Annotated in this window: 13 protein-coding genes; 5 read left to right on the forward strand and 8 right to left on the reverse strand. The window is 46.1% G+C overall.

The features are described 5' to 3' along the window. Positions 1-81 precede the first annotated feature (81 nt). From alaS to Q0386_RS04495, 4 genes are all read left to right on the forward strand, one after another. A complete protein-coding gene (gene alaS, locus Q0386_RS04480) occupies positions 82-2631 on the forward strand; it encodes an alanine--tRNA ligase (RefSeq protein WP_299027652.1) in 2550 nt (849 codons plus the stop codon). A gap of 252 nt (positions 2632-2883) precedes the next feature. After that, positions 2884-3378, forward strand: a complete 495-nt coding sequence (locus Q0386_RS04485) for a 3-isopropylmalate dehydratase (RefSeq protein WP_299027655.1) — start codon at positions 2884-2886, stop codon at positions 3376-3378. Then, a complete protein-coding gene (gene maf, locus Q0386_RS04490; RefSeq protein ID WP_299027658.1) occupies positions 3378-3923 on the forward strand; it encodes a septum formation inhibitor Maf in 546 nt (181 codons plus the stop codon). Before Q0386_RS04485 ends, maf begins: the two co-directional genes overlap by 1 nt. Next, positions 3920-5845, forward strand: a complete 1926-nt coding sequence (locus tag Q0386_RS04495; RefSeq protein ID WP_299027662.1) for a transglycosylase domain-containing protein — start codon at positions 3920-3922, stop codon at positions 5843-5845. Before maf ends, Q0386_RS04495 begins: the two co-directional genes overlap by 4 nt. A 162-nt stretch (positions 5846-6007) precedes the next feature. Here the strand turns inward: Q0386_RS04495 and Q0386_RS04500 are convergent, their stop codons facing one another. From Q0386_RS04500 to Q0386_RS04510, 3 genes are all read right to left on the reverse strand, one after another. Continuing rightward, on the reverse strand, positions 6008-6196 hold the full coding sequence (locus tag Q0386_RS04500; RefSeq protein ID WP_299027665.1) for a hypothetical protein: 189 nt from the start codon (positions 6194-6196) through the stop codon (positions 6008-6010). 59 nt (positions 6197-6255) lie between these two features. Further along, complete coding sequence (locus Q0386_RS04505; RefSeq protein WP_299027668.1) at positions 6256-7350, reverse strand: hypothetical protein; 1095 nt, start codon at positions 7348-7350, stop codon at positions 6256-6258. A 359-nt stretch (positions 7351-7709) separates the two neighbouring features. Beyond that, entirely contained in the window at positions 7710-10082 is a 2373-nt protein-coding gene (locus Q0386_RS04510; RefSeq protein WP_299027671.1) for a hypothetical protein, read from the reverse strand. 163 nt (positions 10083-10245) lie between these two features. Between Q0386_RS04510 and Q0386_RS04515 the strand changes: the two genes are divergently transcribed. After that, the gene (locus tag Q0386_RS04515) at positions 10246-10377 is read left to right on the forward strand and encodes a hypothetical protein (protein WP_299027676.1); all 132 of its coding nucleotides are present in this window, start codon (positions 10246-10248) and stop codon (positions 10375-10377) included. Positions 10378-10387: 10 nt separating this feature from the next. Here the strand turns inward: Q0386_RS04515 and Q0386_RS04520 are convergent, their stop codons facing one another. The 5 genes from Q0386_RS04520 to Q0386_RS04540 form a co-directional block, all read right to left on the reverse strand. Beyond that, a complete protein-coding gene (locus tag Q0386_RS04520; protein ID WP_299027680.1) occupies positions 10388-11143 on the reverse strand; it encodes a hypothetical protein in 756 nt (251 codons plus the stop codon). Positions 11144-11227: 84 nt separating this feature from the next. Next, entirely contained in the window at positions 11228-11911 is a 684-nt protein-coding gene (locus Q0386_RS04525; RefSeq protein ID WP_299027683.1) for an aspartate/glutamate racemase family protein, read from the reverse strand. A gap of 63 nt (positions 11912-11974) precedes the next feature. Continuing rightward, positions 11975-13318: an anaerobic C4-dicarboxylate transporter gene (locus Q0386_RS04530; protein WP_299027686.1), complete on the reverse strand. Its 1344-nt coding sequence runs from the start codon at positions 13316-13318 to the stop codon at positions 11975-11977. Positions 13319-13405: 87 nt separating this feature from the next. Next, the gene (locus Q0386_RS04535; protein ID WP_299027689.1) at positions 13406-14806 is read right to left on the reverse strand and encodes an aspartate ammonia-lyase; all 1401 of its coding nucleotides are present in this window, start codon (positions 14804-14806) and stop codon (positions 13406-13408) included. Positions 14807-14889: 83 nt separating this feature from the next. Further along, on the reverse strand, positions 14890-15288 hold the full coding sequence (locus tag Q0386_RS04540; RefSeq protein WP_299027692.1) for a glycine betaine ABC transporter substrate-binding protein: 399 nt from the start codon (positions 15286-15288) through the stop codon (positions 14890-14892). Positions 15289-15450: the final 162 nt, after the last annotated feature.

Here is a 15450-nt window from a genome sequence, read left to right on the forward strand (position 1 = left end):
TTTTATAGCGGGTCTCAAACAAGTTTTATTAAATTTATGCTAAAATCAGCTCTATTTTAAAACTTTAATCAGGAAAAAACGATGGATATTAGAGAGGCTTATTTAAATTTTTTTGCAAGCAAAGGTCACGAGATCATTCCGTCCGCGCCGCTAGTGCCAAACGACGCTACGCTGCTTTTTACAAACGCTGGCATGGTGCCGTTTAAGAGCATTTTTACCGGCGAAGTACCGCGCCCTACCCCACCGATCCGCACGAGCTGTCAGACCTGCATCCGCGCAGGCGGCAAGCACAACGACCTAGACAACGTCGGCTACACCGCGCGCCACCACACGTTTTTTGAAATGCTGGGCAACTTTAGCTTCGGCGAGTACTTCAAAAAAGACGCGATCGCATATGCGTGGGAGTTCGTCACGCAGGTGCTAAAACTACCCAAAGACCGCCTCTACGTCACCGTTCACGAGAGCGACGATGAGGCGTTTGCGCTATGGGAGCAGCATATAGCAAAGGAGCGCATTTATAGATTCGGAGATCACGATAACTTCTGGCAGATGGGCGATACGGGACCGTGCGGACCGTGCTCGGAGATATTCTACGACCAAGGCGGCGAGCATTTTAACACGCCTGAAGACTACATGGGCGGCGACGGCGATAGATTTCTTGAAATTTGGAACCTAGTCTTCATGCAGTACGAACGCAGCAGCGACGGCAAGCTAACCCCGCTACCAAAGCCTAGCATCGACACTGGCATGGGTCTTGAGCGCGTCACGGCGATAATGGAAGGCAAATTTAGCAACTACGACAGCTCGCTTTTTATGCCTCTTATAGACGAAGTAGCCGCACTTTGCGGTAAGCCGTACGCTTATGAGAGCGGCGCTAGCTATCGCGTCATCAGCGATCACATCCGCTCGGTGACTTTCCTGCTAGCTCAAGGTACGACGTTTGACAAAGAAGGCCGCGGCTATGTGCTTCGCCGTATCCTTCGCCGCGCGATCAGACACGGATATCTGCTAGGTATAAAAGAGCCCTTTATGTACCGTCTCGTCGATAAAGTCTGCGAGCTAATGGGCGGCCACTACGCCTACCTAAACGAGAAAAAAGGGGCAGTAAAAGAGCAAATCAGACTAGAAGAGGAGAGATTTTTAGCCACGATAGCAAGCGGACTCGAGCTTTTTGAGAGCGAACTAGCGCGCACGAAAGATATTTTTAGCGGCGAGGCTGCGTTTAAGCTTTACGATACGTTCGGCTTCCCGCTAGACCTCACGGCCGATATGCTACGCGAAAAAGGACTCAAAGTCGACGAAGCAAAATTTGACGAGCTAATGAGCGAGCAAAAAGCGCGCGCTAAGGCTGCTTGGAAAGGTAGCGGCGACAAGAGCGCAAAGGGCGATTTTAAGGCACTTTTAGAGAAATTTGGCGAAAATAAATTTAGCGGCTACGAGGAGCTTGAGCGCACGAGCAAGGTTTTGGCACTACTTGACGAGGATTTTAAAGAAACTCAAATTTTAAAAGCGGGCGAGCAAGGCTGGGCGATGTTTGACGTGACGCCTTTTTACGCGCAAAGCGGCGGCCAGGCAGGCGACAGCGGCGAGATCGTAGGTACAGCCGACGTACTAGATACGCAGAAGTTTTTCGGGTTAAATTTGTCAAACGTCGCGGTTAAAAAAGAGCTTAAAGTCGGCGACGCCGTGAAGCTAAAAGTAAGCGAGCAAAGAGCCGAGATCGCACGCCATCACAGCGCCACGCATTTGCTTCACGCTGCGCTTAGAAGCGTGCTGGGAACGCATATCGCGCAGGCCGGATCTAGCGTCGAAGTAAACAGACTTAGATTTGACTTCTCGCATCCAAAGGCAGTGACGGCGGAGGAGCTAACGAAGATCGAAAATTTCGTCAATGCCGCGATTAGCGAAAATATAGAGGCAAAGACGGAGATAATGGATATCGAGGATGCCAAAAATAGCGGCGCTATCGCGCTATTTGGCGAAAAATACGCCGACAAGGTGCGCGTGCTAAGCTTCGGCGAGGTTAGCAAGGAGCTTTGCGGCGGTACGCATGTGGCAAATTTAAGCCAAATCGGCGCGTTTTTCATCACCAAAGAAGGCGGCGTGAGCGCGGGCGTGCGCAGGATCGAGGCCGTGTGCTCTAAGGCCGCGCTAAATCTAGCAAAAGCCTGGCGCGGCGAGATCGAGGAGCTAAAAACCGAGCTAAAAAGCGCCGAGCCGATGAATGCGGTAAAAAAACTAAAAGCCGAAATAAAAAGCCTAAAAGATAAAACCAAGCAGGCAAAAGACGCGCACGCGCTAGCGGTAGTAAACGTAAACGAGACCAAGCTTTGCGTTGCGGTGCTTGACGGCGGCGACATAAAGGCCACGATAGACGAGTTTAAAAACGAGAACGAAAAGGCCGCGATCCTGCTCGTGCAAGTAAATGAAGAGGGCAAAATCGCTCTGGCTGCCGGCGTGAAAAACGCGGCACTGAAAGCCGGCGAATGGGTCAAATTTACGGCTCAAATTTTAGGCGGAAACGGCGGGGGCAAGGATGATTTCGCAACCGCAGGCGGTAAAAACGTACTTGCGATCGAGGATGCAGTTAGGCAGGCGTTAGAGTTTGCTAAAATCAAGTTAGAAAAATAAGCTTGCGTCGGTCAAATTTAAGAAAATCGCTTAAATTTGACCGTGGCTTTTGCGGAGTAAAATTTGAGCAAATTTTTGCAAAACCAAATTTAAGGCCACAAAGCAAATCCAAAATTTGCATTTTGTGAGCCGAGATAAAATTTAAAGGAAAATATAAGTTTATGAGTTTATTTTATTCGCGCATTTTGGCGTCAAATTTTACCGCCGTCAAATTTACTTTAGCGCGAGAAAATTTTAGATCAAAGGGGACAAATGCCCGAATTTAACATAGCTTTTGCAAAGATTAGCAACGCCCTGCCCTTTATCCACATCCTCTCCGTGATCGTTTTTATCGGATTTCAAGCAAATTTTTTACTCATCGCTAAATTTTTTATGAAAAATATCGAAGGAGACACGCAAAAATATCAAACGATAATCTCCATGCTAAAGCGCCTCGGCTACGCTATCTACGGCTCGATCGCCATCATGGGCGTAACCGGCGCGATACTAGCCAAGCAAAACGTGATCAAAAACGCCGATCCGATGCTAAACACGATTTTAACGACGAAATGGGCGATCTGGGGGTTTTTATTTTTAAACGTTATTTACGTCACGTACCGCCTAAACAAAGCCTCAAAATCCCTGCAAAATAGCGAATACATCGAGCTTCACGAGAACCTCATAGTTACGATTTATTATTTCATCCCGCTAAACGTGGCGTTTGCGCTGCTGGCGGCATATCTTGGCGTATCTTATAGGGAGTTTTGATGATTATTTTGGCTTCGAGCTCGGTTACGAGAGCTAAGGTTTTGCGAGATCACGGCGTTAAATTTGAGCAGGTTTTCTTCGACTATGACGAGAGCGGCGTAGATAAAAATTTACCGCCGAACGTTTACGTCCAAAAGATCGTCGCGGCAAAAAAAGAGCAATTTTTAAAGGCGAATGAAAACGTAAAAAACGTCGTTTTCGCCGATAGCGTCGTCGTATGTGGCGGTAAAATTTTAGGCAAAGCAAAAGACGAAAAGGAAGCTCTAAAAATGCTGCAAATGCAAAGCGGCAACGTCGCTAGGATCGTAACCGCGATGATATTTTTGGGCGAAAAATTCGAGCTTTTTAACGTAAGCTTTGCGGAGTATAAATTTGCTAAATTTGACGAAGCCGACCTACAAAACTACCTATCGGGCGATCTTTGGCAGGGCAAAGCAGGAGCCATGACGATAGAGAATTTCAACAAAAAATACATCCTGAGCCAAAACGGCGAAACTAGCACCGCAATGGGGCTAAACGTGAAAATTTTAAAGGCCTTTTTATGAGAATTTTAGCTTCGATTTTGTTTATTATCTTTGTTTCGCTGAGCGCGGCGTTTGTTTATCTTTATTCGCAAGTCACCTTTGACGCGTCAAATATCATCGACTTTAAGCCAAAGCTCACGACTCAAATTTACGATAGAAACGGCGAGCTCATCGCAAATATCTTTGACGAAAACAGGATCTACGTTAAGTATGAGGATATCCCGCCGCGCGTCATCGAGGCGCTGGTAGCTATCGAGGATACGAGTTTTTTTGAACACGGCGGCGTAAATCCCGAGGCTATCACGCGAGCTATCGTTAAGGACATAAAGGCAGGCAAACTAGTCGAGGGCGCAAGCACGCTCACGCAGCAGTTAGTTAAAAACATGGTATTAACCAGAGAAAAAAAGCTAACCCGTAAGCTAAAAGAGATGATCATCTCGATGAAGCTTGAAAACGAGCTAACCAAAGAGCAAATTTTAGAGCGCTATCTAAATCACGTCTATCTAGGACACGGCTATCACGGCATAAAGACCGCAGCAAAGGGATACTTTAGAAAGGAGCTTGACGAGCTCACGCTAAAAGAGATTGCTATCCTAGTGGGCTTACCAAAAGCACCCAGCACTTACGACCCGACTCGCCACCTAGATCTATCGCTTAGCCGCGCAAACAACGTTATATCAAGGATGAACGCACTAGGCTGGATCAGCGACGCTGAGTACAAGGCCGCACTAGTCGAGCAGCCCGTAGTCTTTGACGATACGCTCACGCAAAACAAAGCCCCGTACATCGTGGACGAGGTGCTAAAAGAGGCCTCAAAGCGCTTTGAAGATATCAAAACCGGCGGCTACGTCATCGAAACCAGCGTCGATTTAAAGGTACAAGATATGGCGTCCGAGGCGCTAAAATACGGCTACAACGAGATACTAAAACGTAACAAGGACGCAAACGCCAGTATCCTAAACGGCGCTATCGTCGTTACGCTACCCAAAACGGGCGAGATCCTCGCGCTAGTAGGCGGCGTAGACTACGCCAAAAGCAGCTACAACCGCGCCACGCAGAGTATGCGCCAGCCGGGATCCAGCTTCAAGCCTTTTATCTACCAGATCGCCCTAGATATGGGCTACTCGCCGATGAGCAAGGCGGCCGATATATCAAGGGTATTTAACGAAGGCAGCCAGTACGAGTGGCGTCCGAAAAACTATAGCGGCGGTTTCCAGGGTTATATCACGCTGCGAGAGGCTCTGCGTCAGTCGCGCAACCTCGCCACGATAAATTTACTCGACGAGATCGGGCTTGATACGGCGTATAAAAAACTAACCGAAATGGGCTTTAAAAACATCCCCAAAAACCTATCCATCGCGCTTGGTAGCTTCGGCATCTCGCCATTGGAGTTTGCTAAATTTTACTCGATGTTTCCAAACGGCGGCGAGATCGTGGAGCCAAGCCTGATAAAACGCATCATAAACTATCAAAATTTAGAAGCGGTTTTTGAGCCAGAGCGGACGTTCGTCACCGAGCCCGAGCAGGCATACCTGATGACTGATATGATGAAAACGGTCGTGGAGCGCGGCACGGGACAAAGCGCGAGGCTAAACGGCGTGCAGGTTGCGGGCAAGACCGGCACGACAAATAATAACATCGACGCGTGGTTTTGCGGATTTACACCTGAAGTAGAGGTGGTCGTGTGGTACGGCAACGACGACAACACGCCGATGCGAAAGGTCGAGGGCGGTGGACGCACGGCGGCTCCGGTGTTTAAGAAATTTATGGAAAGCTATATGAAGGAGTACCCGCTAAAACAAAAAACCTTCATCGAGCCAGAGGGCGTCTTTCACACTGCGTATGAGGGCCTGATCGAGGTCTATACGAAGATCTCGCCGGTACCGAAACAAGACGCGCAAGATACGCTAATAAAACAAGACGACGAGGGACTGATTTTTTAAATTTCGTAAATAAAGTCGGCTAAATTTGAGCGATTTGCTATGCAAATTTAGCCGCTGATTCGTTAAATTTAGCCCCGCTTGCTAATCCGCATTTTACTCTTGCTTAAAATTTATGCTCGGACTTTACGGTCAAATTTGATCTCGCACGGTTAAAATCCAATTTTAAAAGCACTTATAAATTTGCTTGTTGATTCTACTCTCGTCAAATTTAAGCTTGCCCGCAAACCCAAAACCAAAGACACGGTAAAATTTGAAGCCAAATTTAAACGGTCTAAATTTTACAAAACTTATCAAATTTATCTTGCACGGCAAATTTAACCAAGCCTCAAAAACAAGCCGTGTCCATACCATTTAATTTACCGCCGTGCCGAGCACAAAAACCATATCAAACGTCGCTCAAATTTAAAAAATTACGCTTCGTCTTTTGGGATATACGTACTTCGGTTAAACAGATAGCATGCCGCAAAGACAACCAGACAAGCCGATAATACGTTTGAGCCGCCCAAAAGCAGGCTCATCGTCTTTTCGTCATTTCTAGCGATCAGAGCCGCTATCATGAGCACAATCGGGTACAAGATCAAAGCAATGCTAGCTAAATTTTCAACCGCAAAAATCGCCAAGCAAAGTCGCTGATTTTTTATGAAAAATTTGCTGTATTTTTTCGTATGGTAGCTTTTTAGGTAAATTTTCGTGAAAATATACGGCAAAATCAGCACCACTGCAATGTAAGCAACACCCAAGACGTTTCCTATAAAGCTCGCAAACCACGAAACCATAAGCACAAACCCGATAAACGCCATACTAGCGCGCCTGATAAGCCTATGCACGTCGTAACGGTTTTTTAGATCCCAAGGTATTTGATCAAATTCTGTGTCCAGGTCGTTTAGCTCGCCGAGTCTTTCCTCTACTGATTTTGCGCTTTGAGCTAGACCGGACTCCCTGCGAAGATCTGCACCCTCGGGTGCGGGCTCATATGAGCTTTTATTGCGAGAGTAGCATATCGCAAAAACAAGCAAGCAAATCGGAGCTACGACAAAGCCGTACAAAAATCCATAAGCCGCATATCCGCCGCCGCTATCCTTCACAAAAAACGACCCGATAATAAGCAAAATCGGATATAAAATCAAGACTATGCTGGCAAAATTTTCTATCCTAAAAGCCAGGAAGCTATCCCGCTGATCCCTCACAAAAAGATAGCTGTATCGCTTGGTTTTATCTCGCCTTAAAACATAAATCGTCCAGAAAATAGGCGCAACTATCTTCACGGCGCCCCGAATATAGCTAAAAATTTCAGGCGGCAATTCTATGCCGTTGTTTACAAAAAATGATTTCAAATACGGCACCAACATCGCAAAAAGATAAAAAAAGACAAACGTCGACGACCAGTACGTCATAGTCGCTCGCCTGATAAACCTATGCCTATCATACCGCCTTTTATCATCCTCGGGGATAGCGGCAAATTTCTCGTCCAGCTCTTTCATCTCGGCTTGAAATTTTACGTTCACAGCCAGCTCCTTTTACAAGCGCTTATTTTAGAAATTATATCAAATTTGACGTAGTAAAGCGCCTAAATTTGGGGATTAAATTTGATAGCAAAAACGTAGCTACGTTTTGAAAATTTTACGTTTTGCCGCCGCTTGGCAAATTTAATCAGACATAAAGTCAAATTTAATGTCAAAACACTTTAAATTTGACCCGTTTGCCGTAAAATATCTGCGGATAAAAAGATAGCGACGCGTCCGCACAAGCTAAGGCTTAGCGCAATGGTTAAAAGCGTACCGCCTATTTACGGCGATCAGACTCAAATTTAGCCCAAGCTTTCGGGCTAAATTTGAGCGGGTTTAAAAGTAAAATAAGGATAAATTTACTCCACGAGCTTCATCTGCTCGGCGCAGATGGCCTTCCACGAGCTTTGCAAATTTGAGCTGACGCACTCCTGCAGATACGGCTTTGCTTCGCTTTCGCGTTTTAGTTTGATGTAGATTTCCGAGATCTGAGCTAGCGCGCGTAGTCTATTTTCGGGATCTAGGCGCGTATCTACAAGCTCCTGCGCGGCTTGCAAAGCCTCGCCTAGTCTATCTAGCTTACTTAGCGAGCCGATGTACTCAAAGTCGATTTTCGGGCTAAATGTGGCGATATGTAGGCGCTTTTGCAGATCGATCGCCTTTTTGGCGTAAACCGACGCGTTTAAAAAGTCGTTCGCACCATACGTCGCCTCGGCCATGCGGTCGTAGAGCTCGATGACCTTAAAGTCGTTTTTGCGCAGCGTCTCGACGGCCGTTATCGTCGCGGCGGCGTCAGTGAGCCTGCCTAGCCCCATCAGTGCCTCAAATCTATAAAAAAGCACGGGCGAGACGTCGGCGTACTCCTGCCTAGACGCGATAGCCAGCGCCTCGTCGGCCACGCGCAAGGCGTCGTTATACTTCTGCGTCTTTATCAAAACAGAGGCTAGTTTGATGAGCCACTCCACGCGGTCGAGCATGTCGGGTGTCGAGATATTTTTCGAGGCGAGATCGTACGCGGCGGCAAAACGAGAGAGGCGCATATAGCAGTCAAAGAGCTTAAATTTAGCCCCGATTTTCTCACCTACGCCGTAGTTTTCGGTCAAATTTACCGCCGTAGCGCAGTCGTTTTGACGGATGGCTTCACTCGCTAAATTTAGCGCCGCCTGATCTAAAACGGCGCTTGCGTCCGTATCGTTTAGATCGCGCACGGCCTGAGTATAGCGCAGGACGGAGTCAAATTTACGCTCTTTTAGATAGAGCGCAACCTGCTCTTTTAGCGCCTTGGCACCGACATCCGTTTTGCCGTATTTACCCATAAGCGCGTCGTAGTGCTCGTGTAGTTTAGTCGCATTACTCTCGTCGTTTCTGGCGAAAAATAGCTTATCGAGCGCATTTTGCACGATGGCGGCATACTGCCCGTCCGCAAACTCGCTTTGGTATCTTTTTAGGTATTCGTATGCTTTTTGCGTGTCTGGCGTGCCTGTTAGCGCGATGCCTAGATTTTTCAGTACGGTTTCGTACTCATCGTCGTTTTTGTTTAGACGAGCGAGTAAAATTTCATAAATTCTCGCGGCGATATCGTCCATATTTTTCTCGTGAAATACCCCGGCCAGCGTCGTTAGCTTGGACGCGTCGTTTAGCAGGTACTCTTGATTTCTGTTTAAAATTTTGAGCATAAAGTCCTTGGCGCGGTCAAATTTGGCCTTGTCGATGCTGCCCTGCACGAGGCTCAGAGCCGCGCGGCTAGCGACGTCTAGCGTCTGCGCCGAGTATAGCACGTCCTCGTACATCTTTACCGCCTCGTCCTGCCTGCCCGTGACGTAGAGCCTGTCGGCAAACTCAAGGACGGCTAGCTTGGTAAAATTTGAGTTTGGATGCTCGTTCATGAGGATATCTAGCGTGTAGTTCGCGTCACTAACGAGCTCCTGCCTGAGGTAGGCTTTGGTCACTAGATATAGCACCTCTGGGTAGTTTTCGTCCGACACGAACCGCCTCATCCACGCGCGCCCTTCGCTCGCGACGTCCGCCGCGCCGAGCCCCTCGAAGCTATTTTGCGAGTCTAAAATTTTATCCAAAGCGCGCAGCCTATATAGCAAAAACTCGCTGGCAAAAATGCTGTTTGGATAGCGCCTTAGCGCCGTTTGGATCGTGGCTATAGTATCGTCGTAGCGCTTGTCGTCGTAGCTTTTTTTCACATCTAGGTACATGTTTATATCGTTGCTATCGCCGCTTTCTATCGGGGCTTTGTTTAGATCGAGCGGTCCGACGCTAGGCGCGGTCATCTGCTCAAATATCGGGGCGAAATTTATCCCCGCGTTTGTTTGTTTTTTAAATTCGCTTAAATTTTGATCTATCACGATGGCGTGGCGTTTGGCTGCGCCGCCGTTTTTGCTAAACGGCACTGCGGATGCGCCGTAAAGAGGCTCGCTAGACGAGATCAGGCGAGAGCTCGCGCGCGGTACGACATAGATCCGCATACCGCCCTTTTCTTCGCGAAATCTCACTTCAGCCAGGGCCAAAATTTTATCATCTACCTTCGGTAGTGCGCCGGCGGCGACGTCGCAAAAATAAAGCTTGCGGTCGTAGGCGAGGATCTCCTCTTTGCAGACGAATTCCTTCTCGTCGCTGATGTTTATCACGGTGTATGGCCTGCCGTCCTCTGCGCCCGAATTTACGCTCAGGCTAAAAGAAAACGCCAAAATCGGTAAAAAAAGTAAAAAATATTTTTTCATGCGACCATTATACCCTTTTTCGTTTAAAAAGCGATATAAAAGCGAATATTACGCGCTTTTGAGGCGATTTTTTTACTAAATTTCGCGCATTAGGATAAAATTTTATTTAGCCTAAATTTAACTTTGCTATAGCAAGAAATTTTGATTTTAAAGCGGCGCGACTGTGGGTAAATTTGCCCGCCTCACGTCAAAAAGCTCCGCCCGCTACGTCAAATTTGACGTAGCAAGCCCGGCTTTTGGGTTTAAATTTATAAAATTTGCCGCCTCTACGGATAAATTTATACGCCACATTTAACCGCTTGCCGCTACGCCTCTTTTGAGATATTAACGAGCTTAAACGCGTATCCGCTAAATTTCGCCCTGCAAAGCGCGACCGTGCCCTTCATCTGCGGCTCTAGCTTAAATTTAGCCATCATTTCTACGCCCTTAGCCTGCACGCTCACCATATCGCCGTCTTTTACCTTTGCGGCTGCGGCAAACGACGCCGAGCCGATTAGCTCCTTTACCTCGCCGCTCAAATTTGACCCGTCCGCCTCATCCATAAAAAACACGACGCTACCGTCAAAGCTCTCAGGCTCTTTTAGCGGAGCTAGCTCGCCGTCCGTTTTAAACTCGCCCTGCTTGCCGTCAGCCAAAACGACGTTTTTGCCGAGCATTTGCAAAAACTCGAATATATTTTTCGCATCCGCGTGCGCCAAAAAGGAGTTATCGATCACGATATTTTCGCACTCCTCTAAAAACTCCGCGATCTGCTCGAACTCCTCTTCGCCGACGTTGCACTCGCCGCTTAGGTACCCTTCGTCAAGCCCCTCAAAATATTCGCGCGTTTGCTCGTCAAATTTAGCCGCGTCGAGCGAGTATTTACAAAGCAAAGCCAGCACGTAGCTAGCCGATCCGATCTCGCAGCGAACGAGATTTTCAGTGCCTAAAATTTTATCCTCAAAGCAAGAAATATATAAAAACTCATTTTGCTTTATCAGCTCCGCTAGCTGCAGGTTTTGCTCGCAAAGCAGGCTTGCTAGACTCAAAGTTTTTGCATTTTTAAATTCGCCAAATTTCATCGTTTATCCTTTAAATTTAGCTTGGATTTTATAAAAATTTGTTTTAAGAGGGGGTAAATTTGCGCCGTTTAGACGCAAATTTGGTTATTTTTCTAGGCCGAATTTGACGGCTGCTTTAGCAAGCTCGAGGGTAGCGTCTACAAATTTATCTTTTTTCGTTACGTACGGTAAAAACAGCGGTATCTCCGTGCAAGCAGCGATATATGCGTCAGCCTCGATAGCCGCGATCGTCTCGTTAAAGAGACCCACGTACTCTTTTAGCTTGTTTGCTTTTGCGCCCTTGTAAATGCAGTCCATGATGCTTGTCATCAAATTTTCGGGGATTTTTACGCACTCTAGGCCTGCGGCGATCAGCTCGTTTTCGTAAATTTTAGCCGCAGTCGTGCCGGTAGTGGCGATGACGGCGATCTTTTTAGCGTGCGAGAAATTCGACTTTATCGACGCGGTCGCGATTTTGGCGATGTGCAGGATATTTACGCCGCACTCCTCCGTTAGGTGCTTGGCAAAATAGTGAGCCGTATTGCAAGCTATACAGATAGCCTCACAGCCCGCGTTTTTTAGCCTGGTTGCAGACTCTTTCATAAAAGGAAACGGATCCTCGCCTCCGTGCAGGATATACGCCGTGCGGTCCGGGATCTGAGGATGGTTATCGATCACGATAGGGATGTTATCCTGGTCTTTTGCGGCGTTTGTGAGTTCTACGATCTTGGCGTACAGATCTATCGTAGCTAGCGGCCCCATGCCGCCTAAAATTCCGATTCGTTTCATGAAAAAGTCCTTAAATTTAAAAAAGCCGAGAGCGAAGTCTCGGCTAAATTTGGCTCAAAATTCTTAGAGAAGAACAGGAGCGATGAGGAATGCTAACGCAACCGAAAGAGCAACCATGATGGTGCCAGGTACGAAGAATGAGTGGTTAAATACAAATTTACCGACTCTAGTCGTACCGGTATCGTCCATAGCGATAGCGCCCAAAGTCGTAGGATACGTAGGAAGTACGAATAGTCCTGAAACAGCGGCAAATGAAGCTACTAGGATCCAAATTTGACCTGAGTTTTCAGGCGTAGTCATACCTAGCGCAGCAGCGACCGCAGGCATCATAACGCGAGTGGTTGCGGCTTGAGAGTATAGTAAGCAGCTTAGGAAATACAGCGCGACGGCTAGTATAAACGGATACTGCGTAACGACGTTTTTAGCTACCTCTTTGATGCTATCGATGTGGCCGTTAACGAAAGTAGTGCCTAGCCATGCGATACCGATGACGCATATGCACGCATTCATACCGCTTTGGAAAGTGCTGGTTGAAAGCAATTTACTAGTGTCGATCTTACAAAGCGTAGCGATAAGGAAGCCGATAGTAAGCATAAAGCTGATAATAGCAGCGTCTCTAGAAAGGATAGGTTTTGCCACGATACCAAGGCTCTTTGAAATAACGAGCGCATAGCAAACGACGACTAAAACGCCGACGGCAAATATCGCAACCGATCTTTTCGCATAAGGTTTTAGAGCTTGATACTCTACCTCTTTTATCTCAGCAACCGCGCCTCTAGCAAGTCTGTCTTGATAGATAGGGTCTTTTGAGAGGTCAAGATCATAAAATTTATTTACGATGAAGGCTGTAATAATCATAGCTACGAAAGTAGTAGATATGCAGATGAAAAGTAGCATCGGATAGCTAACGCCAAGAGGCTCGCAAACGCCCGTCATCGCAACGAAAGCCGCAGATATAGGGCTAGCGGTGATCGCTACTTGAGACGAAACGACTGAAAGCGCAAGGGGCGCGCTAGGTTTGATGTTTTGCGTTTTAGCAACCTCTACGATAACCGGAATCATAGAAAACGCAGTGTGACCCGTACCGGCTAGTATCGTAAGTAGATAGGTAACGATAGGCGCTAGGTAGTTGATTTGCTTTGGGTTCTTGCGCAAAATTTTAGATGCGACCTGAACCAAATAATCAAGTCCGCCCGCGACTTGCATCGCAGTGATGGCCGAAATAACAGACGCGATGATTAAAATAACGTCCATCGGGATATCTTTCATATCCACTTTCATACCGAGCATCGCCAAAATAACGACGCCAAGACCACCGGCGTAACCTACGCCCATACCACCTAGCCTAACGCCTAGATAGATACCTCCGAGTAGGACTATAATCTGTAAAATCAGCATTATATCCATAGGAAAACTCCTTGTATTAGATTTTTTTACTTACTAAATTTAAAAGGCGCCGAATTTGACTTCGGCGCTTTAAGACTTTATTCTAAATTATTTGCCCATGTGAGGGTTTAGCATATTTTTAGGCTCTAGGATCTTGTCTATCTCCTCTTTTTTCAAATATCCTCTCTCTAGGCATATATCGCCTACGGCTTTGCCTGTTTGCAACGCTTCTTTAGCGATGCTTGCAGATTTTTCGTAGCCGATGTATGGGTTAAACGCGGTTACAATACCGACTGAGCCAAGTACTGATTTTAAGCACGCCTCAGGATTTGCAGTTAGTTTTCTGATAGCTTTTTCGGCTAGAGTTTTCATCGCGTTTTCAAGGATAAAGATAGAGTTAAATAGCGCGTAAGCGATACCCGGCTCAAATGCGTTTAGCTCAAATTCGCCTCTCTCGCTGCAAAGCATGATAGTTACGTCGTTGCCGATTACCTCGTAGCATGCCTCGCCTACGACCTCTGCGATGACAGGGTTTACTTTACCAGGCATGATAGAGCTACCAGGCTGCATCTGAGGTAAATTTATCTCGCCAAGACCGCATCTTGGACCTGAGTTCATTAGTCTTAAGTCGTTTGCGATCTTGCTTAGGCGAACGGCAGCAGTTTTTAGCGCGCCGCTAACGTGAACAAAATCAGCGGTGTCTTGAGTAGCTGCGATGAAATCATCGGCAGGCTTAAAGTTTACGCCTGTAATTTGGCTTAAAATTTTATGAACGGCCGCTTTATAATCAGGATGGCAGTTGATGCCTGTTCCGATCGCGGTTGCGCCCATGTTTAGCACAGCCATAGACTCTCTTGCTGCAGTGATTTTTTCGATATCGCTTTTGATGTAGCTTGCAAATGCGTTAAATGTGTTGCCAAGAGTCGTAGGAACGGCGTCCTCTAGCTCGGTTCTACCCATTTTGATGATATCTTTAAAGTCTCTTGCTTTAGCTTCTAGCTCGCTTTTTAGTAGCTCCATGGCCTTTAAAAGATCGGTTAGTTTAGCGTATGTAGCGACTTTGATCGAGCTTGGATAAGTGTCGTTGGTGCTTTGGCCGAGGTTTGTGTGGTCATTTGGATGTAGATACTGATACTCGCCTTTTTTGTGTCCAAGGCTTTCAAGCGCGACGTTTGTTATAACTTCGTTTGCGTTCATATTGGTGCTAGTTCCCGCACCCCCTTGGATCATATCTACTACGAATTGATCTAAATATTTACCCGCGATCAGCTCGTCGCACGCTTTTGCGATGGCGTCGGCTTTTTGCGCGTCTAGAACTCCGACTTCTTTGTTGGCTAAGGCCGCAGCCTTTTTGATTTGAGCAAATGCCTTAACGAAATACGGATAATCTTTAAGCGGTCGTCCGCTCATGTGGAAATTCTCAAGCGCCCTGAATGTTTGCACGCCGTAATATACATCATCAGCTATCTCTAGCTCACCTATGAAGTCGTGTTCTCTTCTGGTTCCCATAATGGTACTCCTTGTGATGAAATTGAATAGTGAAACTATAGCGCAATTAAACTGATATTTAAATTAAAAGTTTAATTTTCTATTTATTTTTTAATAATTCCAGCATTTCTCAAATATTCTCTAGCAACATCTTCCGCTTTCTCACCTTTTACAGAAACACGGTAATTCATTGTTGACATTTCTTCATCTGAAATTTTTCCACTCAATTTTTCCAAAATCTTTTTCAATTCAGGATATTTTTTCAAAGTTTCCTCTATAAGTAATTTTACATATTTTTTGGTTTCTTCCATATTTCCTTCTTTTTTTTCCAGTTCTCTTACTATATTTCGTAAGGCACCCTTGAAGGCTGAACCATGTATAATAGGTCTTCCGTTTTCATCTATAGTTGTAGACTGATCTACTCCACCGACAGAAAAACTCTCAGTTTGGTTGCCAATTAAACAACAAGATTCAGTAGTTAATTTTATCTTTATTTCGAACATAATTACTCCTCTTATATTAGCTTGATTTACATAAAACCATACCACAAACTACTTTTTCTGATATTTTAAATATTTTTACCATTTTATTTTCCTTAAATATTTTTCTCTGCTGTTTTTAGAATAATCCTTTGTTCATTGTATTTATATATAAGAATAAGCCTA

Origin of the sequence: uncultured Campylobacter sp., from assembly GCF_938045625.1 — a bacterium.
Classification (GTDB): domain Bacteria; phylum Campylobacterota; class Campylobacteria; order Campylobacterales; family Campylobacteraceae; genus Campylobacter_A.